Consider the following 23,595-nt stretch of genomic DNA (forward strand, 5'->3'; position numbering starts at 1 on the left):
TATCACAGTTACAGTATTCTCTTCATTAAATAGCAAAACATGAAACGCAAGTTATTACTGTGTCTTTTATGGTGTGCTTCCTGCTTTACGGCAATGGCGCAAACCAAAGGCAACAAGATTGATTTTACGGAGTACACGCTCCCGAACGGCCTACACGTAATTCTGCACCAGGACAAGTCTACACCCAATGTAGCGGTGTCGGTGCTGTACCATGTGGGCTCTAAAAACGAAGTGGAAGGTCGCTCAGGCTTTGCGCACTTTTTTGAGCACCTTATGTTTGAAGGCACTGAGAACATAGACCGTGGCCAGTACAGCTCGCTTGTACAAAAAGCAGGTGGAGCACTAAATGCCAATACCTCTTTCGACCGCACTTATTATTACGAGTTGCTGCCATCTAACCAGGTAGAACTTGGACTGTGGCTGGAGGCAGAGCGTATGAAGCATGCTAAGATTGACGAAACAGGCGTAGAGACGCAGCGCAAGGTAGTACAGGAAGAAAAGCGTGAGCGCATCGACAACCAGCCGTACGGCTCTATGGGCGAAAACGTATTCTCGCTGGCGTATACCAAGCACCCTTACAAATCAATGCCAATCGGCTCTTTTAAAGATCTTAATGCAGCCAGCATTGAGGAGTTCCGTGATTTCTACAAGACCTTCTATGTGCCAAACAACGCTACCCTTTCTGTTGCCGGCGACATTAACATAGAGGAAACTAAAAAGATGATCGAAAAGTACTTTGGCGGCATTGCAAAAGGCACAAAAGAAATTCCTCGTCCTAATGTTGTAGAGCCAAAGCAGACAGAGGAGCGTCGCAAAACTGTTTACGACAACATCCAACTGCCAGCTGTTATCCAGGCGTACCACATTCCGGCACAGGGCACAGAAGATTACTATGCTCTTTCTTTGCTGACTACTTTGTTGTCTGGCGGCGAGAGTGCCCGCTTACCAAAAGCGCTGGTAGACAAGCAGCAGAAAGCCGTAGCTGCGGCTTCTATACCATTCCCGACAGAAGATCCGGGCCTGTTCCTGACGTTTGCCATTGCCAACATGGGCGTAGAGGTGGATGACCTGGAGAAAGCCATGAACGCTGAAATTGAGCGCGTAAAAACTGAGCCACTAACTGACCGCGAGTTCCAGAAACTGCGCAACCAGGTAGAGAGCCAGTTTGTGCAGCAGAACAGCACTGTTGCCGGCCGCGCCGAAAGCCTTGCAAACTACCATGTATACTTTGGCGATGCTAACCTGATCAACACAGAGCTGCAGCGTTACCTAAACGTGACCAAAGAAGACATCAAGCGTGTGGCAAACGAGTACCTCACAAAAAACAACCGTGTGGTGCTTCATTATCTGCCAAAGTCAGCACAGGCTAAGTAATATTTTCAGACAAAGGACTCTACGACATCAGACAAAGCAGATTTATACTTTCTAAGCTTCTTTTGTCCACTGTCAAACAGTCTTTCGTCAGGTTAAAACTTAAAAGAAATCATGATAAAGAAATTCTTTAGTACTGCATTCCTGGCAATGGCGCTTGTTTATGTTGCGCCAGCCCAGACAAAACAAACCCCTCCGCCACCAGGTCCGGCCCCTAAAATTGAATTGGGCAAATATGAGCACTTTACTTTAAAGAATGGCCTGAAAGTATACGTGGTGGAAAACCATAAGCTACCAGTAGTATCTATGTCGTTGGTTTTAGACAGAGACCCTATTCTGGAAGGCGATAAGGCAGGATATGTGCAGGCTGCAGGCCAGATGATGCGCACCGGAACCACCAACCGCACCAAAGATCAGTTTGATGAGCAGGTTGACTTTATTGGCGCCAACCTTGGCTTCTCCTCAACAGGTTTTAATGCATCGTCTCTTAAAAAGCACCTGCCAACCCTGGTGGAGCTTACCACAGATGCACTGCTAAACCCTAAGTTCACACAGGAGGAACTTGACAAGATCAAGAAGCAGATGAAGGCCAACCTGGCACAGTCTAAGGATAACCCAGATGCTATTGCCAGCCGCACTCGTAACATGGTGCTGTATGGCAAAGATCACCCATACGGCGAGATCATGACGGAGCAGACAGTGGACAACTTCACACTGCAGGACATCCAGAACTACTACAACACTTACTATAAGCCAAACATTGGCTATTTAGCGGTTGTAGGCGACGTTACGCCAAAAGAGATGAAGAAGCTACTCAACAAGTCGCTTAAGAACTGGAAAAAAGGTGAAGTAAAAGACGTAAAGTATGACCTGCCTAAGCAGCCAGCGCAGACACAAGTAGTTGTCGTTGACAGACCTAGCGCAGTGCAAAGCGTACTGATGCTGACAAACCCGATCGACCTTAAGCCAGGCGCAGAAGATGCTGTGGCAGCCACACTGATGAACAACATACTTGGCGGTGGCATGGATGCCCGCCTGTTCAAGAACCTGCGCGAAACGCATGGCTATACTTACGGTGCATACTCTGGTGTAACCAATGATGAGATATTAGGCCGCTTTAGTGCAAATGCCAGCGTACGCAATGCCGTAACCGACAGTGCCGTAGTAGAGTTTATGAACGAGCTTAACAAGATGCGCAACCAGCGTGTGTCTGCCGAAGAGCTTCGCGATGCCAAAGCCTATGTAATGGGCAGCTACGGCCGTGGCCTTGAAAACCCGGCAACTGTTGCCGTATATGCAATCAACACAGCCCGTTATGGACTGCCTGAAGATTACTATGCCAACTACCTGAAAAAAGTAGAGGCAGTTACCGCAGAAGATGTACAGCGCGTGGCACAAAAGTATATTCAGCCAGACAAGATGTATATCCTGGCAGTAGGTAATGCAGGCGAGGTAGCCGACAAGTTGAAAAAGTTTGACAAAGACGGCAACATTGAATACTATAGCACCACAGGCGAAAAAGTAGATCGCGCTGCCATGGGTGTACCAGCTGGGCTTACTGCCGAAACTGTACTAAACAATCACATTAAAGCTATTGGTGGCAAAGCCAATATCGATAAGCTGAAAGATGTAACCATTACCAGCAATGCCACCATTCAGGGCATGCCTCTAACTTTTGTACACCAGCAAAAGGGTAACGATCACTTTGCTATACAGGTGTTGATGAACAACAACCCTATGCAGCGTGTAATCATCAACGGAGACAAAGGCAAAATGGAAGCACCTATGCAGGGCATGAACAAAGAGTTGACTCCAGAGGAGCTAAAGACCCAGAAACTGGAGTCTAATATGTTCCCTTCGTTGCAGTACGATAAGCTTGGCATCAAAACCAAACTTACCGGAATGGAGAAAGTGGATGGCAAAGACGCCTATGCGGTAGAGATAACGCTGCCAAATGGACAGAAATCGCTGCACTACTTTGCTAAAGACAGTGGCCTGCGCTTGAAGGAGGTAAACAATTTGCAAGGCCCACAGGGTGTTATCACCCAAACTAAAACATACAGCGACTACAAAGAAGTGAATGGTGTAAAATTCCCTTATGTAGTGGAAACCACGATTGGCCCGCAGGTGATTAAGGCTGAAGTAAAGAACATTGAAGTAAACAAAGGCTTAAGCGACGACACGTTTAAGCTGTAAGTATAAACTTTATACTTGCTGATAAAAGAGGCTAGCCAACAGGTTAGCCTCTTTTGCTTTTTATACTTTGTAGTTGTTTTATATCGAGTTAGCGTTATTCCTCAGTCTTACCTGCCTATTGTTTCACCTTTGGCCTTGGTGCGCTCAAGCCCGCGTGGGCTCGTCCTCGGGCATCGCGCTGTGTACCTGAAGCTACCTCCGCTTTGCTTCGGCTGCCCTAATGGGCACCGCAACAGCTGCAAGGCGCTCTTTCTCGAGGGCCCCTACCCCCACCCAAGGACTGGAAAGACACTTCTTCGTTTGCTGTTGATCCAACTGGAATAGAAGTATAAATTCTAATTGGTAGGGACAGGTCGCGACCTGTCCGCAATACGGCCGCTGCTATAAAGTATAGAGTTATAATAAAGCAACAGCAGAAATTCCCCTCTTCGGAGGGGCTAGGGGTGGGTTAACACGCTTCCTCATTATCATACTTCTGCTGATTCAGCAGCCCCATTCGTAATTTTTCATTCCTTTCGTGGTTTAACCCAGAGTATGGCAAACTCCCTAAAATAACTCTCCCTGCACCGGCTGTACAAACCTTTTCGGAGGCTTCAGATCAAAGCCACATACTTTATTCAGCTGCTCTACCAGGTATGTCTCCAGCTCTGGAGCTAAGGTATTATCTGGTTCGTGCACAAAAAAGTATAACTGACGTAGGCCATTTTCAAACCATACTTTCAGGCGCTGCACCCAGTCATCGATGCGGGTATAATCTGTGGGGTGCAGGCCGTTGCCAACAAAGCGCACCATGGCAGAGGGCGTGGTCAGGCGCATGTGCAGCACATCACGTCGTCCGGCCACATCGGTTAGCACAGTTCCCACTCTATACTTCTCCAGCACTTCAAACAACTCCAGGCTGGCCACATTATCTGTAAACCAGTCCGGGTGGCGCAGCTCTACCGTAATGGGTATACTTTCAGGTATAAAGGCAAGAAAAGCCTCCAGGTCCGGTAGCTGAGCAGGAGCAAAGTATGGCGGCAACTGCAGAAAAGAACTCCCCAGTTTATCCTCAAAGCCGGCAATGGCCTCGCAAAAGGCGGCTGTTACATCTTGTGTGCTGCGAAGCGCTGCCTCATGGCTGATAAGCTGCGGAAACTTTGGGCAGAACTTAAACCCCTGCGGCACAGCATTTCGCCAGCGATCTAAAGTAGTAGGGCTAGGTATATGGTAATGCGTACTGTTTAGTTCAATGGTGTTAAACTGCTTGCCATACCACAGCAGCGATTCCTTTTCAGGCATATGGGCAGGATAGTATTTACCCACCCATGCTTTGTTTACCCAAACCGGCAATCCGATGTGCACCTGCGGCTTTAAATAGGTGCCGGACTGCTGCAGCAAAGGCAGCGTGTCGGGGTGATCTGGGGGCAGCGCAAAGTTTACACGACTGATATCTGATAGCTTTCCGAAATCCATAGTTTATACTTTAACTTCACTATACGTATATGCTTAAATATAAGCAACTTACACTTCATTTCTATATTTATACTAAATAGCCAAATATGACAAAACCAATTTTGACTATACTGCAATTTATACTTGACAAGAAAAAAAATTTTATTATTTTTTATAGTCTATTTTCTATACTTATCCGCAGCAAAAATATGGCTTTACAGGCTTTAAACAGCCTTTTTGTTCAAATTTGACTTGTAGCAATTTTTGAAACGCCAGCAATATCCCCCTACATCCTCGCCACAATAATCGCGTAAAAGGTCTCGTTTGAAAAATATTCCGTAATTTTGCGGCTTCACCAACTATTATCAGTTATGATAAATAATAGAAAGTGCTACTTTTTAACATTCATTATTTTTCTATTTATCGGCATTAGCCAACCAACATTCGCACAAACCCAGGACGTCCAGACAGGACAGGCATCGTGGTACGGAAGCAAATACCACGGTAGAAAAACCAGCAGCGGTGAGCGTTACAATAAGAACGACATGACCGCAGCACACAAAACACTTCCTTTTGGCACAAAGGTTAAAGTAACCAACCTCGAGAACGAAGAATCAGTAGTTCTGCGCATCAACGACAGAGGCCCTTTTGTAGGCGACCGTATCATTGACGTATCGGAGGTAGCAGCCAAAAAGCTTGCATTCCATGGGCAGGGAATCGGAAACGTGAAAGTAGAAGTACTGGAATTGCCAGGCGACTACGATCCTAAAAACGCCGGTTTCTACACCATCCAAACAGGCGCTTACACTAGCCTTAAAAATGCGCAGGCGCTTAGCCAGAAGCTTAAGGCATTTGACAAGACCTTGGATGTGGAACTGATGGAAGATAACTCCAGAGGCAAGAAAGTACACCGCATCAGAGCAGGTCGCTTTGACAACCGTAAGGAGGCAGAAGCTTTTAACGAGCTTCTGAAAGAAGAAGGCCTTTCGGGGCTGGTAAAAGAGGCATAAGCAACTCTTTAGTATAAAAGCGAAGGGCACAGGGTTTAATTATCCTGTGCCCTTCGCTTTTATACTTCCAATCATTGTTCGCTGGCATAGCGCCTTGTAACAAAAAAGCACAGCCTAGGAGCTGCGCTTTTAAAGGAGAGTAAAATAAATTAGTTCTGTTTCCGGAAGTACACATTGTTGCTTATACTTTCCAGTTTAATGTCGGTGCCGCCGCCGTTTAAGGTGCCATTAAGCTCGTAGCCAACTAAGGGCGTTTTCTCTTTTTTGTTGGCAAAGGCAATGTCCATGTCGGTATATACCTCACCGGTTATCGTTTTCAGAGAAACGCCCGCCCCCTTTTTTGCTGCCCAGTTCATATCTACAAAGCCACTGATAGATTTAGCTGCTACCGGCCCAGTTACGCCTCTTATTTCGATGTCTCCGTTAATGGTTTCCACAGTCAGGTCTGCGTCGCGGGGTACAAATATTTCGTAATTAATGGTGCTGCAAGTATAGCTTCTGCTGCCATCACTGTAGGTAGAGTAGCCTTTGCTGTCAGGGCAATCTTCTGCTTTACCGTTTTTCATCAGCTCCTTATCGAAATCTACTTTTACACGGGCACTTTCCTGGTCTTCGTCAAAGTTCAATAGCAGGGCATCGTTTAGCTTACCGCCATTTACCTCGTAAGTAACTTTAACAGATGCCTCTTTTTTATCCCAGGCAGTTATTTTGATGTTGTCGCCAAACTTTAGTTGCAGGTCTACGCGCTTGTTAGCCGGCACCTTTAATGTTTTTTCTACTGTCTTTGGCTGTGCCTGCACCATACCTAGCAGCAGGAGCCAGCATATCAAAAGTAAGGTTAGTCTTTTCATGGTCTTATACTTTTATAAGGTGGTAAAACAGCTCTTGATAAATAATTACTTGGCTTTCCGGATGTAGATGTTGTTGCTGATGGTATACAGGCTCATCTCCACACCGCCACCGTTTGTTTTGCCATCTATTTTATTGTTGCCACCAACTCTTGCCAGGTTATCCCGGTTGGCGTTGGGCAGGTTCATGTCAAAGTCAGTGTATACTTCGCCGGTGATAGTTTTCAGTTTAAAGTCGGCTTTGGTGCTGGCTGGCAGGGTAAGGTCAATAATGCCGCTCACCGTTGAGATAGAGGTAGGTTTGCTTTGGTTTACCTTGTCATACTTTACAATAAAATCGCCGGATGTAGATGTTGCCACCACAGGTCCTGACACGTTCGTAAGTGTAGCGCCTGCACTGTTCAGCTTCAGCTCAATCTCACCGTCAAGGTCTGTTACAGCCACATTGCTGCCTCCCCACGAGGTTTCCTGGTACATTACCGAAGCGTTTTTAGGCACCTTGATCGTATACTTGTTGCTATGGCGCGAAGCCTGCGTAATGCGCATCGTATTGCCCTCTTTTGTAACCGAAAGCCCAATTTCTGTGTTGTCTTCGGCTGTATTGTAAAGCGGCTTCAGGCCCGCAGCACGCGCTGGTGCCGGTGTATACTTGCCTCCGTCTATTACCACCTCATCCGAGTTGTGCCCTACTATCTGCACATTGCTCTGGGTCATGGTGATAATGATCTTGCTGTCTTTGCTGTTGTTAATCTTTGCTTTGTAGGTAGCATTTTGCTTTGCCTGCGATGCGGATCGTCCCTCTCCGCCAGTACTGGTTTGTGCCAGTAGCGGTGCAGTAGTTAGCAATAGGCAAAGCGATGCCAGTAACATTGTCTTTTTCATGTTAGTGTGTGTTTTAAACTAATTTTATGTATGATCTTATATCAGGATGCCGACTCCTTGGGCGGCTTTGTCTTTCACTATAGGCAATAAGTTCTTTTTCTCGGCAAGCTCCTGCAGAGGCTGCACTGCGCGTTTCTCTTTCATGTTTACCAGCATATCAATCAGGGTGATCTGCATGAGCGGGTCTGATTGCTGTTTCAGTGCCTGGATAAAAGCTTCCCGTACTTTCCTGTTTTCTTTAAACTGGTACAGAGCTTCACAGGCGGCCAGCCGCACATTCACGTTAGTATCATGGTTCATAGTGCTGATAAGCGCATCTACTACCGCATCGTCCGGAGCCTTATCAAACTCCTGGCTTACCAGCTGTATGCGCTCACTGGCCGAATAACTGTTTTCAGGCGTAGCCAGTGCCTCTTTCAGGTCTTTCACGTCCTGGCGAAGTGCCGCCATTTCATTCTCCTGCGAAACGGTTTGCTGTTTTGCAAAGTAAAAGCCCGCCCAGAACACGCCCAGCAATAAAAGTATACTTGCAGCCACCCGCCATACTTTAGCACCGCTTGCCAAAGGCATAAAAAGCTGCTTTCCTTTTTGCTGCTGCTCCGGCTTCTCAATTTTAGCCAGTAGCCAATCGTCAGTTATACTTTCATCTAACAGTATCTCCTGCTGCTGAGCAAGGCCATTAAACTGGACTGCATGCTTGCGAAGGTGCTCCGGCAGTTCCTGCTCCTGGGTAAAATACTCGCGCAACCAGGCCTCTTCGGCCAGCGTGGTGTTGCCTTCGTAGTACTTATCCAGTAATGCTGCTATGCTATCTTGCTTCATAATTCTCTAGCTTTAAATACCCGTCGCGTACACTTTTGCGGGCCCTCGAAAGTATAACCCGCATGTTGTTTACCGTCAGGTTTGTGATCTGCTCCATCTCCTCAAAAGTATAGCCCTCCACATCGCGCAGGTGAAGTATAAGCCGTTGCTGTTCCGGAAGAAGGCTAAGCAGATCCTGCACCTTGTTCACGCTGTCTGCCAGTTCGTAACTCTGGTAAGGCGATACCGTTTCCGAATCCAGCTCAAGCCCCGTTACATCTACCATGTGCTTTCTTTTCTTTGCCTTTAGCCTATCCAGGCACAGGTTTTTAGTTACACTCATGGCAAAGGCCTCTATACTTTGGCAGGCATCAAGTTTTTCTTTATTAGACCAGAGTTTAAGAAACACATCCTGCAGCACATCCTCCGCCTCCTCCCTGCTCTGCAACAGGAAAGAGGCCAGCCGGTATAGCTTGTGTTTGGCAGGTAGTACCTTTTGCTTAAACTCTAGTAGATCCATTCAATTACAAAGACGACGCAGGTAGGTAAACATTACAGCTGATTCTTAAATTTTCTAAAATATTTTTACAACCGCACTATCACACTGCACAGGTGCAAAACTTAGGCGCACATCATACCACTCTTATTCCTCTATAATAGACTCTAACAACATCACAAGTTCCTCTCCCTTCAGGTCTTTGGCTATGATAACCCCATCCGGATTAATCAGGAAATTGGCCGGCAACACCTGTATGCTATACTTTATGGCCACCTCATCCTCAAACCCTTTCAAATTCGACACGTTTGTCCAGGTCATGCTGTCTTTCTCGATGGCACCTAGCCACGCCTTTTCGTTTGTATCCAAAGAGACGGAGACAACTTCAAATCCTTTCTCTTTCAGCTCTTCGTAGGCACGGGCAATGTTTGGGTGCTCCTTTCTGCAAGGCCCGCACCAACTCGCCCAAAAGTCCAGCAACACATATTTGCCTTTAAAACGCTCCAGGTTTATACTTCCCCCGGTAGCTAACCTCTGAGTAAACCCAATTGCTTTACTGCCTAGTTGTGTGGCCTTTGCGCCTTTTATTCTTGACAAGATGCTTTTACCCTCAGGACTGTCTTTCGCCCAATCTGGCAGTTGCTTATAATACTGTTCTACTGCTGATGGGTCTGTTAGCGAACTTGTGAGCCGGGTAAAGGCAAGTAAACTTAGAAATGAGTCTTTATGCTTACTGAAGTAATCAGAGGCTTTCTTAACATCATCGGTTTTTAAACTGTCAAAAAGTATAGCCAATTTATTTAACCCTGTCGTGTCGTTCTTAGCCGTAAGCTCGCCATACAACGGAAAATATTTTGGCCGCACCCTGTCGTTCTCAGTCAAAAGTAGAAAATCGTTCTGGAGCGGCGTTTGGTCTGTTCTGACAGCCGCCGCATCTACATACACTTGTAAGGTATTATTTGCCAGAAAAACTGCCGCAGGGCTAATAGCCTTGTTATCGGTGTAAAGTATGGCTGCAACCGGCTGCGTTAGCTTCTTATTCAGGGTTAGTTGCTTCTTATCCAGCGTCAGGCTATCAATATACTTTGTACCTGCAATTTCATATGCTATAAAGAGTTTGTTTGCCTTCTGAGTTTGATGGGGTGCTACAACCAATGTGTAGTAAAACTTGTGCTGTCCAAAGCCTGCGGATGCGGCAAACAGCAAAACCAACATTAAAACAACTTTTTTCATAGCCAATCAAACTTGTTAAACCCTTACTTAAACCATTATAATAACAAGACGACCGAGCAGACATAACATTACAGCTACAGGCAAATTTTCTGCAGCGCCAACCGGCATCAGCTGTGCCAATAGCTGAATTAAAGCCCTATTGCCGCAGCTGTTTTGATATAGCCTATTCCGTTATTTATCTATACAATACCCGCTTTAAGCTTTTTTACCAGCTCATTATTTTGACAACACCTTTAATATTAGTATACTTAGTTACCGAAAACTAAACTCATCAAACTTTAAACTAACCTTACCATACTTTGAAAAGACGAAATTTTCTTGAACTATCAGCGCTGGGATTCGGAGGCTTAATGCTACCCTCCATTCCTGTATTCGGCGATATTGTATCGCCGGAGCGCTTGCTGGAGACCGTAGACTCGGCCCTGAAAAAGAAACTTGCCGATGTGGCCCTTAACACTGCAAAGTCTAAAGGCGCCTCTTACGCTGATGTGCGAATTGGCCGTTATCTGCAGCAGTATGTTTTTACCCGTGAGAAGCAGGTACAGAACATCGTAAACGCTGAATCTTATGGTGTGGGCGTGCGTGTACTGGCAAACGGCACTTGGGGCTTTGCCGCTACTTCGGATGTATCGGATAAAGGCGTAGCCAAAGCTGCTGAGCAGGCTGTTGCCATTGCTAAAGCTAACTCCAAACTACAGAAAGAGCCGGTAAAATTAGCCCCTGTTAAAGGCTACGGCGAAGTAAGCTGGAAGACTCCTATTCAGAAAAATGCTTTCGAAGTGCCTGTAGGCGAGAAGGCTGACCTGCTGTTGGCTGCCAACGCCAAAGCCATGGAGAATGGCGCCAACTTCGTTAATTCGGCCCTGTTCCAAGTAAATGAGCAGAAGTATTTTGCCTCCACCGAGGGTTCTTATATCGATCAGGACGTGCACCGTATCTGGCCTAACTTCACTGTAACGGCTGTAGATAAGGCTAGTGGCAAGTTCAAGACCCGCGAAGCGCTAAGCGCGCCAATGGGTATGGGCTATGAGTACATGATCCCTAAGGCGTCTGAAAAGATAAAAGGACCGGAAGGCACCGGCTTGATGGGCTATCGCTATGCTTATGATATGCTGGAAGACGCTGCTCTGGCCGCTAAGCAGGCGAAAGAGAAACTGACAGCTAAATCGGTGATGGCAGGCAAGTATGACTTAGTGCTGGACCCTAACCACCTTGGCTTAACTATCCACGAGTCTGTTGGTCACCCGCTGGAGCTGGACCGTGTACTTGGCTACGAAGCTAACTACGCTGGTACTTCATTTGCCACGCTGGATAAGTGGAAGTCGAAGAACTTTAAGTATGGCTCTGATAAAGTAAACATTTTTGCCGATAAGACGCAGCCAGGATCGCTTGGCTATGTAGGCTGGGATGATGAAGGCGTGAAAACCAAGAAGTGGGATCTGATAAAGGACGGTATATTGGTGAACTACCAGGCCATCCGTGACCAGGCGCATATCATTAACGAAGACGAATCTCATGGCTGCTGCTACGCCGACAGCTGGAGTTCAGTGCAGTTCCAGCGCATGCCAAACGTATCGCTGGCACCAGGCAAAGAGAAGATGAATGTGGATCAGTTAATAAGTGGTGTAGACAAAGGAATATATATCGCCGGCCGAGGCTCTTACTCTATCGACCAGCAGCGCTACAACTTCCAGTTCGGTGGCACTACTTTCCACGAGATTAAGAATGGTAAAATTGTTGGTCCGTTAGAAGACGTGGCTTACCAGAGCAATACCCAGGAATTCTGGAACTCCTGCGCCGGCTCCTGCGACGAAAGCGATTACCGCCTGTTCGGCTCGTTCTTCGACGGCAAAGGCCAACCAAGCCAGGTAAGCGCAGTATCACACGGCTCTGCCCACACCCGCTTTAACGGTGTAAACGTGATCAACACAGCGCGAAAAATTTAAATGAGTCTCGAGTTCTGAATTCTGAGTCTTGAGTTATTTTTTAAAATATGGCCGAAAGTATAGTTGCTACTAAGTCTTACAATTTTGCTTTGCGAATTATCAAACTTTATAAGCACCTGACGCAAGAGCAACGGGAATTTGTACTGGCAAAACAAGTTTTAAGAAGTGGTACATCTATAGGAGCAAATGTAGAAGAAGCACTCGGCGGCCAAAGTAAAGCCGACTTCAGACACAAATTAAGCATAGCCCTTAAAGAAGCCAGAGAAACGAGTTATTGGCTACGACTATTAAAAGACTCAGATTATGTAAAACCAGATGCCTTTAAAAGCATCCACAGCGAGTGTGACGAGTTAATCAAAATCCTGCGAAGTATAATTCTCACTTCTCAGCAAAAAGAAAAAAACTCGTGACTCAGAACCCAAAACTCAGAACTGATATAGCAATTGGTTTCAATTTTAGAAGACATCAAAAATGGCAATATTATCAAGAGAAGAAGCTCAGGCGATACTAAAGAAAGCGCTGAGTTTTTCGAAAGCTGACGAGTGTGAGATAACACTTAGCGGCAACAGTGGCGGCAACATCCGCTACGCACGTAACGAGGTATCTACCAGCGGTGCTGAAGAAAACACTACCATGGCTGTAGAGTCTCGTTTCGGCAAACGTTCCGGCGTGGCTACAATCAATGAGTTTGACGATAAGTCTTTAGAGAAGGTAATCCGCCGCTCTGAGGAGACAGCGCGCCTGGCACCAGAAAGCCCGGAATATATAGAGTTCCTGGGGCCACAGGAGTATATCTCCACCAAAGCCCACTTTGACTCTACAGCTAAAATAGACCCGGCTTACAGAGCAGAGGCAGCCGCTAAAAGTATAAAAGCAGCCGCCGACAAAGGCCTGACAGCCGCTGGCTTCCTGGAGCACTACACCAACTTCACGTCGAAGATGAACAACAAAGGCTTGTTCGCCTATCATCCGTCTACCTTCGTGGATTTCTCGGTAACTATGCGTACCGAAGACGGCACCGGTTCTGGCTATGTAACGCAGGACTTTTCGGATGTAAGCAAGCTGGATACAGGCAAAGCATCACAAATAGCCGCCGAGAAAGCAGCTAACTCGCGTAACGCTAAGGCGCTGGAGCCAGGTAAGTATACCGTTATTCTGGAGCCTGCCGCTTCTATCGACCTGCTGCAAAACATGTTCTTTAACATGGACCAGCGCAATGCCGAAGAAGGCCGCAGCTTCCTGAGCAAGCCGGGTGGCAAAACCAAGGTGGGCGAGAAGTTGGTGGATGAGCGTATCAATGTGTATTCTGATCCGTCGCACCCAGAAGTACCGGGTTCACCATTTGCTGGCGACGGCCGAGCGCAGAAAAAAATTACCTGGATAGACAAAGGCGTGGTGAAAAACCTGTACAACACCCGCTACTGGGCTTCTAACAAAGGAGCAGTGTCTGTTCCACCGCCAAGCAACGTGATCATGGAAGGCGGCAATTCTTCATTAGAGGATATGATTAAAAGCACTAAGCGCGGCATACTGGTTACGCGCCTGTGGTACATCCGCACCGTAGACCCACAAACGCTGCTCTACACCGGCCTTACCCGCGACGGTACGTTCTACATCGAAAACGGCAAGATCATGTACCCGGTAAAGAACTTCCGCTTTAACGAGAGCCCGATTATCATGCTGAATAACTTAGAGGCACTTGGCAAACCGCAACGCATCAACGGTAGCCTAATTCCGCCAATGAAGATCCGTGACTTTACGTTCACGAGTTTATCAGATGCGGTATAATTGCTGCTGAATTACTAACTACTTTTCCTGTCATCTCGACGATAGGAGAGATCTGAAATGAATTTGAATAAGATCTCTCACGTTGTTCGAGATGACAGTTAGTTTAAAACCAAACCATAACCAGTGCAACCTTTCACCTTCGTGCGTCTGCAATACCGCTCCGGCAACTGGGATACCGACCCACGCATGCCGAGCAATTTGCTGCACTCGCTTATCCAGTACACCACGGTGCCGGTAAACGAGCAGGAGAAGGTGATTTCGCTGGAAAGTTCGGAGTTATTTAATTACCCTTTCAGTTACCTGAGCGGGCACAAGCTGGTGCAGTTTAACCAGAAGGAGCGGCAGAACTTTGAGACCTATGTGAAGAATGGCGGCTTTGTGTTTGTAGACGACTGCAACCACGACATCGACGGGCTTTTTGCCAAGTCGTTTGAGGAGCAGATGCGGCAGATATTCGGAGCCAATGCGCTGAAGAAGATCCCGAATAACCATAAGCTCTACCGCAGCTTCTTTACGTTTGAGGAGGGGCCGCCAACTACGAGTTTTGAGCTGAACGGCTGGGGCGATGACCTAGTGCACGACTACCTCAAGGCAATAGAAGTAAACGGTCGCATAGCAGTACTCTACAGCAACAAAGACTATGGCTGCGAGTGGGATTACGATTTTAGAAATAAGCGTTGGCTGGCTGAGGATAATACCAAGTTCGGTGTGAATATCATCATGTACGCGCTGACTAGCTAAACATTAAAGACCTCACAGCGTGCGCAGCTCCTGCGAGCGTCTAACATACTTACTACCAAAGTCATCACAAAATATAAAATGACTGAAAAAGACATACACCACCTGCTCGGCAAGCTGCCACAGCTAAAGCAGGAAATACAAAAAGTAATTGTTGGTCAGGAAGAGGTACTCGACGAGGTGCTGATTACCATGATGGCTGGCGGACATGGTTTACTGGAGGGCGTACCGGGCCTTGCTAAAACTTTGCTAGTGCGCACCCTCAGTAACGCGATGGATCTGGGCTTCCGCAGGATACAGTTTACTCCAGACCTGATGCCAACCGACATACTGGGCACCGAGGTACTGGAAGAGGATCATGCCACAGGCAAACGCTTTTTCAAGTTTAACGAAGGGCCAATCTTCTCCAACATCGTGCTGGCCGACGAGATAAACCGTACACCACCCAAAACGCAGGCAGCGCTGCTGGAGGCCATGCAGGAGCACGAGGTAACCTATGCCGGTAAAACATACTTCCTGCCGAAACCCTTCTTTTTGCTTGCAACTCAAAACCCGATAGAACAGGCCGGAACGTACCCACTACCGGAAGCGCAGCTCGACCGTTTCCTGCTTTACATTAAAATAAAGTACCCAACCGAACAAGAGGAACTAAACATACTTTCCAGCACCACCGGCACGCGGCAGGCACAGGTGCAGCCTATACTTAGCGGCGAAGAAGTGATGCTGCTGCGCCAGCTCGTGCGCGAAGTAAGCATCAGCGATGAGCTACTCAGCTTTGTAAATCAACTGGTACGCGCCACTCGGCCAGACAGTACAAGTATAGAATTTGTGAAGAAGTACTGTCGCTGGGGAGCAGGTCCGAGAGCAGGGCAGGCACTTATACTTACCTCTAAAGCCAGAGCTTTGCTAAACGGCCGCTTTGCAGTAACTGCCGACGATATACAAACGATGGCTTACCCCGTGCTGCGCCACCGTGTGCTGGTAAACTTCGCGGCAGAAGCAGAGCGTGTAACTCCGGATAAAGTAGTGGATGAGCTGCTGCAAAGTATAAAGTTGCCAAAGGCGGTACTAGTATAATGGCGCGAGCGTCCACGCTCGTGACTAACTATAGCAGGGGCCTCTGGCCCAAGTTTGTACAGCGGCCAGAGGCCGCACTATAGTAAACACGAGCGAAGACGCTCGCGCTATAAACTTTAAATAAAAAGAAACAGATGGAAGAGCTAACAACTATAAAACTGACGGAGACGGGCACACAGCTCCTGAAGAAGATCGTGGGGGAAAGGATCTGTTACTTCTTTACCGATAGGATAAAAGTGGAAGCAACCGGCGACAAGGTGCTGTACTGGGCTCCTGAGTTTGCGCTTGGCCTTAAAACCAACCGCGGCGACCTGACCTTCATCAACATCAGCGCCGACTATAAACTTACGCCCGGTTCGTCTACCACCTACTATGAGTTTGCCATTGAAGAAAGCAAGATGCCGCTCCGCTGCGAAAAACTGCTGCAGTCGGGGCAGTACTCGGAGATAAAGGTACTATCGTCGCAGGTGCTGATGCTGGAGGTGTACCAGGACTGGAACCAGGAGTTCGACGAAACCATCCACTACGACGCCGCAATAGTGCTCTACACCGACTCCCGAAAGTACATGCTGAAAGTGCGAGAAGAGCTGGTTGGTGGGGTGGATGTTATATTGGATGATGCGGCTATAGAAGCGGAGTTAGTGGATCTGAAGTTGAGGCAGAGTTTGGTGTAAATTCATGTTGATGAAGAAGCGAGGACTAAGAAAGTACTTTAGAAATTTAAAGCATCAGAAGTTGCCAGAAATCTTAGACTTTAGCGGTGCTGGACAATCTTGGTTTGACTTATATCATTTACACGTTGATGATCTAGGTTTAGGCAACAGGTCTTGGAAAGCGCGAAAGCAGCATTTAGATACCCTTTTTGAACTAGCTGAGTGTGTAAAGGGGAAACTGTTAGATTACCATAAAAACTACCAATTCTGGATTGAAGTTGATGAAAATGATAGCAGAGAAGATGCTATTTATATCCACACTCCAAATCCAAATGAAGACAATTTCCCAATTACACTTGAGTTTGATGAAGGAATAGAAGTAAAAAACTTACTGTTGCTTAACTATCTACAGGAAAAAGATTATTTAATGGGAATGAAGAAGTTGATTAATGCTGAAGGAAGGGCTTGCACAACCTACTTTCTTTATCAAGAAGGGCTTGGGACAAGAATAAATATCAAAAGTAATAGCGCAACCAATTAAAATTATCCACTTTGAGTACCCACAAATTCATAGACCCGAAGGTATTGGCTACCATAAAAGACCTGCCGCTGTTGGCTAAAACGGTGGTGGAGGGCTTTTTGGCGGGACAGAACCAGAGTTTGCGGCGTGGGGCGGGGCTGGAGTTTAGCCAATACCGCAGCTACCAGCCCGGCGACGACCTGCGGCAGCTCGACTGGAAGATGTTTGCCCGCTCCGATCGCTATTACATCCGCGAGGCCGAGGTAGACACCAACATTACGGTGCGGTTTATACTGGATGGCAGCGCCTCAATGGCGCATGAGGATGTGAACGGCATCAGCAAGATGGATTATGCGCGGTTTCTGGTGGCTTCGCTGGCTTACCTGGCTACTACGCAGGGCGATGCGGTGGGGCTGTACGTGCTGCACGAGAACCAGCTCATCAACCTGACGCCGCGCTCCGACAACATGCACCTGCAGCGCTTCTGGCACCAGCTGGCCGAGGTAAAGCCGCAGGGTAAATTCCCGGGCATGGAAGTAGCCGCCAACCTGTTTGCCGACAGGCGACAGAAGGAGCTCACCGTTTTCCTGTCGGATTTGTATGAGCATGAAAGTGAGATAAAGGATTTGCTGTTTAAGCTGGGTGCGCAAGGCCACGAACTGTTACTGATGCACCTGATGAGCCGCAACGAGCTGGACTTCAGCTACACCGGCACCCTCACCTTCGAGGACCTGGAAACCGGGCAAACGCTACAGGTCAGCAGCGCATCGCAAAGGCAGGCATACTTAGAAAAACAGCAGGAATGGCTACAGGAAACCGAAAAAGAGATGCGCAACCACCAGATCGCCTACAACCGCTTTGTAACCGACGAGCCGCTGGATAAGGCGCTGCGGACGTTCCTGCAAAAGCGGCTGCTTTACGGGTGATTTTGAATTGCATAGTTATTAAATTGTTGATTGATGTCCCAGAAACAAATGCCTATCACACCCCATCCAATAAAGCAAGCTATACTGTCATCTCGACCTATGGGAGAGATCTGAAATTTTCATCATGAAGCGCTTCAGATTCCTCACTATCGTTCGAAATGACAGTAAAAATAACTTTCTAACCTACTAACTTTTTAATTTCTAATTTATAATTGATTCTAACAGCACCATACTTACTCTTTGCAGCGTCGGCTATACTTATCCCGATTGCAATTCACCTGTGGAACAAGCGGCAGGGGAAGACGGTGAAGGTGGGTAGTTTGCGGTGGTTGGAGGCGTCAGCGAGTAACCGTTGGAGCAGTATAAAGCTAAACAATTTCTGGTTGCTGGCGCTGCGCTGCCTGATATTTATACTTCTGGCTGTAGCCCTGGCGCAACCAGTATTGGAACACCAGGCACAGAAACAAAAAGGTGCAAAGGCCATAGTAGTTGGCGAAGAGTTGCTTTATACTTCAGCCTTGAAGCCTATCAAACCAACCATAGATTCGTTGCTGCAGCGTGGCTATACGTTGCACAGGTACACGCCAAACTTGGAGCAGGTACAGCAGGAGGAGTGGCAGCAGATTAGCAACCGCACACAGGATAGTATAGTAACGAGCAAGTATAACTACTGGAGCCTGTTGCCTGCCCTGGCTGAAAAGTATAAGTTGCCGCAGGATAGCGTCTGGCTATTCACCTCAGACCAGCAACAGTATTTTGAAGGCACCCGCCCGGAGACAATGCCGCAACACATCCGCTGGATTCCGGTTGCTACTGATAAAAGTATAAACTGGCTGCAAGCTGCCATCCAAACTACACCGGATAGCCTGCTGCTTATACTTGGCCATAGCTCCCGCGAGGGCACCACCTACAGCAAGTATAAAACTACCACATCAGCACAAAGTATAAACCTGCCCGGCAACCAACAGTTGCAACTACGGCGTCAGCAGGACACGCTACAGGCTACCATCTCCGGGAACAGCAGCAATGTACAAGTACAGACCGAGCCGTTGCAAGTAGCCATACTTTCCGAGGAGGCACAGCAGGCAGAGGTACGTTATATAAAAGCAGCCATTCAGGCCATCAGCAGCTATACAGGTTTGCCTATTCAAGTTAAAGCTGATACAGCCAAGGCAGATTGGATCTTCTGGCTGCGTGACGAGCAAGTGCCGACAAGTATAAATCAGCAAATCAAAAAAGGAATGCAGGTGTGGGTGCAGCAGGGCCAGAATCCGCAACCTTTGAATACCAACTTAAAAGGCACAGGCGGCACCGCTATAAAGGTGCACCAGCTTAGCCAGCCGCAGCCACAGCAGCAAAACCTGGTATGGACAGCGGCAAACGCAGAGGCTCTGCTGTATTATCAAACTATTGGGCGAGGCAAGGTTTATACTTTCCGGAGCGCCTTTTCGCCGACCTGGAGCGAACTGGGACAGAGTGCGCAGTTGCCGGAGTTATTGCTGCCCTTGCTCCTGCCCCAACCGCAAGCAACCAATGACTACCGGGCCATAGACGAGCACCAGCTACTGCCGGTAAATCAGGTAAAAGCAGCATCGGCAAGCACAGACAAAACGACTCAAACACCGCTACTAAAGTGGTTTGTGCTGGCAGCTTTTGTGTTATTTTTGATAGAAAGGATCATCGCTAACAGGCGCAGTAAAGTATAAATGGCCACACCAGAGAGCATCCATATCTTAAAGCGGATTCGCAGGCAGTATGTGCAGGCGAAGCTGTGGCTGTATGTACTGCAGGCTTTGGCTGCTATACTTGTGGGGGTGGCTATACTTTGGCGCTGGAAGCTGGAGGCGCCTTTGCTGGCTGCTACGGCCGTGGCTGTACTTTTAGCGGCTATTTTATACTTTATACTTCGCTGGAGGTCTTTTTCAAAGGTCACGCTGCAGCACATAGCACGGCACCTGAACCGGCAGTACCCGCAACTGGAAGACAGCACCGAACTGCTCCTGCACCAGCCCGGCAACCTACTGCAGAAGCTACAGCAACAACGGGTGTCAGCGGCTTTGCAGCAACTTCATCCGGAACGGCAAAAAACCTTTACCCTGCGCAGCACCGCTACTTATACTTTCCTGGGGCTGGCGCTGCTGTTTTCTGTTAGCATTTTATACTTGCCGGCGGCTCCGCTTAGCACAACTGAGCCCGAAAGTATAAAAGTGGAGTTTCCGGATGCGCCGGTTGCCGCTGCTGATACGGCTGCCAAGATCGTGAAGATTGAAATTACTGTAAAGCCACCGACCTACACCGGCAAGGCCACTTACCGTGCCGAGAGCCCGAACCTGCGCGTAGAGGAGGGGGCCACTGTAACCTGGCGCGTCAGCACGAGCAAACCGGCACAACTGCAACTGGAGCTGAACGAACAGCAACCTGTCAGCTTTAAGAAACAAGGCAACGGCTATACTTTATCGCGGAGCTTTACTACTGCCGGGCTTTACACCATCAACCTGAATGAGCAGAAGTCCGCTTTTTATACTTTAGAGATCATCCCCGATGAAGCACCAGTTATCCAAATTCAGAAGCCAGAACAGTATACGGAGGTGCTTTTCGGGGAGCCGCAGCGCGTAACGCTTCAGGCACAGCTGACGGATGATTACGGAATCCGGGAGGCCAACATGATAGCCACTGTGGCAAAGGGAACCGGTGAGGCCGTGAAGTTTCGGGAGGAAAAGATCAAACTAAACCTGGGCGGCAACGCCAAAAGCTATACGGTAAAACAGACGCTGGACCTGCAGAAACTGGGCATGACCTACGGCGATGAGCTATACTTCTACCTGCAGGCTTGGGATCGCCACCGTGGCTACACCCGCTCCGAAACCTACTTTGTGCAGATCGAGGACACCACCATTGTAGAGTCGAGTTTTGATATGGCGATGGGCGTGAACCCGGTGCCGGAATATTTCCGCAGCCAGCGGCAGATCATTATCGATACCGAAAAGCTTCTGAAGGAGCAAAAAAGTATAAGCAGAGCAGAATTTGAGCAGCGTTCCAACAACCTGGGTGTGGACCAGAAGCTGCTGCGCCTGCGTTACGGCAAGTTTTTGGGCGAGGAATTTGAAAGCGGAATCGGTCCGGGAGGCGGCATACCCGAAGGCGAAGAGCATTATGAAGGCGATGGCCACGACCACGAAGAGTTTGCCGACAAGAACAGCGCCGAAGCCCTGCTTGACCCTTACCTTCACAAACACGACCAGGAGGAGGCGGCAACATTTTTTGAACCTGTAGTTAAAGCTAAACTAAAAGGAGCCCTTGCTCAGATGTGGGAAGCCGAACTGCGTCTGCGCACGCACAAACCGAAAGAGGCCTTGCCCTACGAGTACAAAGCGTTGCGCATGCTAAAAGAGGTGCAGCAGTCGCAAAGGGCATACGTTGCCAAAACAGGTTTCGAAGCGCCGCCGCTTAAAGAACCGGAACTGCGCCTGACAGGAGAATTAAATAAGATCACAGCTCCATCAGAAAGTAGAACCATTAAGCAGGAAGCGCAACTGCCGAATACACGTGCTGCGCTGCAATGGCTGGCAAAGTATAAACAGAGCGGCAAGTATAAACAGGCAGATGCCGCCATTCTGGAGAAAGCAGGACAGGAGTTGGCACATCAGTCGTTAAATAAGCCCGGTAGTAACTTAAAAGCTTTACAGGATTTAAGAACATTGATCTCGGAGATCCAACGTGGGGAGAAGCTGTGTAAATCGTGTATGGTTTCTGTGGAGCGGGCTTGGGTTGACCTGTTGCCGCCGGCTGAGCAAACACCGCAGCCGCAGCAAGCAGTGAGAAGTCGGCTCTCACAGCAGTACCTTAAACAACTAAATCAAAAGTAGAACGTGTATACTTACCCGGCATATTTACCATGGCTCCTGGCTACAATTGTAGCGTTGGTACTTGTGTGGCTGGCATGGCGCAGGCCGAACCGGCAGCGGCTGGCGCTACGCATACTGGCCAGTGCCGTGGCAGGTATCAGCTTAACCTTACTCGTTTTTCCGCCAACTACACAGCAAGCCATTAACCCGAGTGCAGCTATACTTTTAACCGAAGGTTATAACCAGGACACACTTGAAGCTCTGCTACAGCAGCAGGAGGCAAAGCCTATAGTTTATACTTTTGGAGCCGAGGCAGACAACGTAAGCACGCTAACCAGTCTTTATACTTTACGCCAGCAACAGCCAGGTCTGCAGAAGGTACATTTGCTAGGCTACGGACTGGAGGAGCAGCAACTGAAAGCTTTAGAAGGTGTGCAACTAGTGCCACATTTATCAGAAACAACCGCTGGTATACGAGCTGTACAATGGCCGCAGGAGGTGAAATTAGGAGAGGCTGTAACTATAGCGGGCGAGTTTAAATATAAAACTCATAGCAAGCTGTACTTGCACGCAGCAGGTCAGCTCCGCGATTCTGCAGAGATTGGCACCAACAGTACTTATACTTTTAACCTGAACTATACACCGAAGCAAGCCGGCCGTTACGTTTATACTTTGCTGGCTAAAACTGAAGCACAAACAGACACATTGGGCCGGGTGCCGGTACAGGTAAATGAGCAACAACAACTGAGTATACTTTTAGTAGCCTCCGCGCCATCCTTTGAGTTCAAGTTCCTGAAAAACCACTTAGGCGAACAACAGCATAAAGTCGCTTACCGCACCACCGTAAGCAAAAGCATCAGCCAGAGCGAATGGGTAAACATGACTAAAGTTGACCTTAGCCGCATTAATCCAAAACTGTTGCAGAACTTTGATGTGGTAATAACTGAGCCACAGGCGCTGCAAAGCATGAGTGCCGGCGAAAGAGCTACCCTGCAGCGCGCCGTTACCGAAGATGGCTTGGGTGTACTTACCATTGCCACAGCGCCAGCTGCCTCGAAAAGCACCAGCTTCTTCACCAGCTTCCAGAGCAAGCGCCTGTCGCAGCAGGATACCCGCAGCACCCGTGCCGGCTGGGAGGGTAGCGAGACAAATATAAATGCCGCACCCTATACATTGGTAAAGACAACTGCCGTAACAGGTTTGGTAACAGAACAGAGCAGTAATTTACTGGCAGGAGCAAAACGTGCAGGCTGGGGCAAAGTAGCCATGAGCTTTGTGCCGCAAACATTTCCGTGGCAGCTGGAGGGCAAAGACCAAGTATACGCCAGCTATTGGAGCACACTTTTATCAGCCATCACCAAAGAGCAGGTAAAGGAGAAGTTCTGGCAACTGGAACAGCCGCAGGTGCCGCAGCCGGATAAGCCAGTAATACTTTCATTTACAGATTATACTTTGGCAGCAGGTGCAACTACTCCTGCAGCAACTGTAACCAGCCTGGCATACTCTGCAAGTATAAACCTGCCCCTAGCGCAGCACATTCATCAACTCTCAACCTATAACGGCACCTTCTGGCCACGCCGCAGCGGCTGGTACAAAGTGGAAACACCTAATGCAGCGCCATACTTTTTCTTCGTGCAGGAACCATCAGATTGGGAGCATGAAAGTATAGCCGCACGCAGAGCAGCTACAGAGGCTTTTGTAGCGCAGCAATCTGCTAGTTCTGCAGCTGATGCTATTGCCTATAAAGAAGAGCCTGTTTCGCTGATCTGGTTCTTTGTAGCGTTTGTACTAAGTAGTGGTTTTCTGTGGCTGGAGGAGAAGCTGTAGCAGA

General features: G+C 48.1%; 20 protein-coding genes. 14 read left to right on the forward strand and 6 right to left on the reverse strand.

What is annotated here, in order from left to right:
• Positions 1-39: 39 nt before the first annotated feature.
• Positions 40-1,374 (forward strand): M16 family metallopeptidase, encoded by a 1,335-nt coding sequence (locus H8S84_RS13955; RefSeq protein WP_187067977.1) that lies wholly within the window; start codon positions 40-42, stop codon positions 1,372-1,374.
• Positions 1,375-1,485: 111 nt separating this feature from the next.
• Complete coding sequence (locus H8S84_RS13960) at positions 1,486-3,567, forward strand: insulinase family protein (RefSeq protein WP_187067978.1); 2,082 nt, start codon at positions 1,486-1,488, stop codon at positions 3,565-3,567.
• A gap of 546 nt (positions 3,568-4,113) precedes the next feature.
• Here H8S84_RS13960 and H8S84_RS13965 read toward each other — a convergent pair.
• Entirely contained in the window at positions 4,114-5,022 is a 909-nt protein-coding gene (locus H8S84_RS13965; protein ID WP_187067979.1) for a DUF72 domain-containing protein, read from the reverse strand.
• Positions 5,023-5,372: 350 nt separating this feature from the next.
• Here H8S84_RS13965 and H8S84_RS13970 point away from each other — a divergent pair, with 350 nt between their 5' ends.
• Complete coding sequence (locus H8S84_RS13970) at positions 5,373-6,011, forward strand: septal ring lytic transglycosylase RlpA family protein (RefSeq protein ID WP_187067980.1); 639 nt, start codon at positions 5,373-5,375, stop codon at positions 6,009-6,011.
• 149 nt (positions 6,012-6,160) lie between these two features.
• On the opposite strand, the gene H8S84_RS13975 is transcribed toward H8S84_RS13970, so the two are convergent.
• The 5 genes from H8S84_RS13975 to H8S84_RS13995 all read right to left on the reverse strand — a co-directional run bounded on the left by H8S84_RS13975 (position 6,161) and on the right by H8S84_RS13995 (position 10,271).
• Complete coding sequence (locus H8S84_RS13975) at positions 6,161-6,862, reverse strand: DUF4097 family beta strand repeat-containing protein (RefSeq protein ID WP_187067981.1); 702 nt, start codon at positions 6,860-6,862, stop codon at positions 6,161-6,163.
• A 45-nt stretch (positions 6,863-6,907) separates the two neighbouring features.
• A complete protein-coding gene (locus H8S84_RS13980; protein WP_230407183.1) occupies positions 6,908-7,741 on the reverse strand; it encodes a DUF4097 family beta strand repeat-containing protein in 834 nt (277 codons plus the stop codon).
• A gap of 36 nt (positions 7,742-7,777) precedes the next feature.
• Entirely contained in the window at positions 7,778-8,563 is a 786-nt protein-coding gene (locus H8S84_RS13985) for a HEAT repeat domain-containing protein (RefSeq protein ID WP_187067982.1), read from the reverse strand.
• Complete coding sequence (locus tag H8S84_RS13990) at positions 8,550-9,062, reverse strand: RNA polymerase sigma factor (protein WP_187067983.1); 513 nt, start codon at positions 9,060-9,062, stop codon at positions 8,550-8,552. Before H8S84_RS13990 ends, H8S84_RS13985 begins: the two co-directional genes overlap by 14 nt.
• A gap of 123 nt (positions 9,063-9,185) precedes the next feature.
• Positions 9,186-10,271, reverse strand: a complete 1,086-nt coding sequence (locus H8S84_RS13995; protein ID WP_187067984.1) for a TlpA family protein disulfide reductase — start codon at positions 10,269-10,271, stop codon at positions 9,186-9,188.
• 299 nt (positions 10,272-10,570) lie between these two features.
• Between H8S84_RS13995 and H8S84_RS14000 the strand changes: the two genes are divergently transcribed.
• The 11 genes from H8S84_RS14000 (at position 10,571) to H8S84_RS14050 (ending at position 23,591) form a co-directional block, all read left to right on the forward strand.
• Complete coding sequence (locus tag H8S84_RS14000) at positions 10,571-12,217, forward strand: TldD/PmbA family protein (RefSeq protein WP_187067985.1); 1,647 nt, start codon at positions 10,571-10,573, stop codon at positions 12,215-12,217.
• A gap of 47 nt (positions 12,218-12,264) precedes the next feature.
• Positions 12,265-12,627 carry a four helix bundle protein gene (locus tag H8S84_RS14005; protein WP_187067986.1) on the forward strand — a complete coding sequence of 121 codons (363 nt, stop codon included), beginning with the start codon at positions 12,265-12,267 and terminating at the stop codon, positions 12,625-12,627.
• Between the two features lie 61 nt (positions 12,628-12,688).
• Positions 12,689-14,005 (forward strand): TldD/PmbA family protein, encoded by a 1,317-nt coding sequence (locus H8S84_RS14010; RefSeq protein WP_187067987.1) that lies wholly within the window; start codon positions 12,689-12,691, stop codon positions 14,003-14,005.
• 123 nt (positions 14,006-14,128) lie between these two features.
• Entirely contained in the window at positions 14,129-14,746 is a 618-nt protein-coding gene (locus H8S84_RS14015) for a DUF4159 domain-containing protein (RefSeq protein WP_187067988.1), read from the forward strand.
• 78 nt (positions 14,747-14,824) lie between these two features.
• On the forward strand, positions 14,825-15,820 hold the full coding sequence (locus H8S84_RS14020; RefSeq protein ID WP_187067989.1) for an AAA family ATPase: 996 nt from the start codon (positions 14,825-14,827) through the stop codon (positions 15,818-15,820).
• Positions 15,821-15,954: 134 nt separating this feature from the next.
• Positions 15,955-16,494 (forward strand): hypothetical protein, encoded by a 540-nt coding sequence (locus H8S84_RS14025; RefSeq protein WP_187067990.1) that lies wholly within the window; start codon positions 15,955-15,957, stop codon positions 16,492-16,494.
• A gap of 10 nt (positions 16,495-16,504) precedes the next feature.
• The gene (locus H8S84_RS14030) at positions 16,505-17,014 is read left to right on the forward strand and encodes a hypothetical protein (protein ID WP_187067991.1); all 510 of its coding nucleotides are present in this window, start codon (positions 16,505-16,507) and stop codon (positions 17,012-17,014) included.
• 11 nt (positions 17,015-17,025) lie between these two features.
• Complete coding sequence (locus H8S84_RS14035; RefSeq protein ID WP_187067992.1) at positions 17,026-17,919, forward strand: DUF58 domain-containing protein; 894 nt, start codon at positions 17,026-17,028, stop codon at positions 17,917-17,919.
• A 212-nt stretch (positions 17,920-18,131) separates the two neighbouring features.
• On the forward strand, positions 18,132-19,625 hold the full coding sequence (locus H8S84_RS14040) for a BatA domain-containing protein (RefSeq protein WP_187067993.1): 1,494 nt from the start codon (positions 18,132-18,134) through the stop codon (positions 19,623-19,625).
• On the forward strand, positions 19,626-21,785 hold the full coding sequence (locus H8S84_RS14045) for a DUF4175 family protein (protein ID WP_187067994.1): 2,160 nt from the start codon (positions 19,626-19,628) through the stop codon (positions 21,783-21,785).
• A 3-nt stretch (positions 21,786-21,788) separates the two neighbouring features.
• Positions 21,789-23,591 (forward strand): hypothetical protein, encoded by a 1,803-nt coding sequence (locus H8S84_RS14050; protein WP_187067995.1) that lies wholly within the window; start codon positions 21,789-21,791, stop codon positions 23,589-23,591.
• Positions 23,592-23,595 lie beyond the last annotated feature (4 nt).

The sequence above is a fragment of the Pontibacter cellulosilyticus genome (genome assembly GCF_014306105.1).
Lineage (GTDB): Bacteria > Bacteroidota > Bacteroidia > Cytophagales > Hymenobacteraceae > Pontibacter > Pontibacter cellulosilyticus.

What these genes read in the sequence shown, in the direction of transcription:
- H8S84_RS13990 (WP_187067983.1), bottom strand. Translation starts at nt 9,062, where the DNA reads ATGGATCTACTAGAGTTTAAGCAAAAGGTACTACCTGCCAAACACAAG.
- H8S84_RS14005 (WP_187067986.1), top strand. Translation starts at nt 12,265, where the DNA reads ATGGCCGAAAGTATAGTTGCTACTAAGTCTTACAATTTTGCTTTGCGA.
- H8S84_RS14025 (WP_187067990.1), top strand. Translation starts at nt 15,955, where the DNA reads ATGGAAGAGCTAACAACTATAAAACTGACGGAGACGGGCACACAGCTC.
- H8S84_RS14010 (WP_187067987.1), top strand. Translation starts at nt 12,689, where the DNA reads ATGGCAATATTATCAAGAGAAGAAGCTCAGGCGATACTAAAGAAAGCG.
- H8S84_RS13970 (WP_187067980.1), top strand. Translation starts at nt 5,373, where the DNA reads ATGATAAATAATAGAAAGTGCTACTTTTTAACATTCATTATTTTTCTA.
- H8S84_RS13985 (WP_187067982.1), bottom strand. Translation starts at nt 8,563, where the DNA reads ATGAAGCAAGATAGCATAGCAGCATTACTGGATAAGTACTACGAAGGC.
- H8S84_RS13975 (WP_187067981.1), bottom strand. Translation starts at nt 6,862, where the DNA reads ATGAAAAGACTAACCTTACTTTTGATATGCTGGCTCCTGCTGCTAGGT.
- H8S84_RS13960 (WP_187067978.1), top strand. Translation starts at nt 1,486, where the DNA reads ATGATAAAGAAATTCTTTAGTACTGCATTCCTGGCAATGGCGCTTGTT.
- H8S84_RS14020 (WP_187067989.1), top strand. Translation starts at nt 14,825, where the DNA reads ATGACTGAAAAAGACATACACCACCTGCTCGGCAAGCTGCCACAGCTA.
- H8S84_RS13995 (WP_187067984.1), bottom strand. Translation starts at nt 10,271, where the DNA reads ATGAAAAAAGTTGTTTTAATGTTGGTTTTGCTGTTTGCCGCATCCGCA.
- H8S84_RS13965 (WP_187067979.1), bottom strand. Translation starts at nt 5,022, where the DNA reads ATGGATTTCGGAAAGCTATCAGATATCAGTCGTGTAAACTTTGCGCTG.
- H8S84_RS13955 (WP_187067977.1), top strand. Translation starts at nt 40, where the DNA reads ATGAAACGCAAGTTATTACTGTGTCTTTTATGGTGTGCTTCCTGCTTT.
- H8S84_RS13980 (WP_230407183.1), bottom strand. Translation starts at nt 7,741, where the DNA reads ATGAAAAAGACAATGTTACTGGCATCGCTTTGCCTATTGCTAACTACT.
- H8S84_RS14045 (WP_187067994.1), top strand. Translation starts at nt 19,626, where the DNA reads ATGGCCACACCAGAGAGCATCCATATCTTAAAGCGGATTCGCAGGCAG.
- H8S84_RS14030 (WP_187067991.1), top strand. Translation starts at nt 16,505, where the DNA reads ATGAAGAAGCGAGGACTAAGAAAGTACTTTAGAAATTTAAAGCATCAG.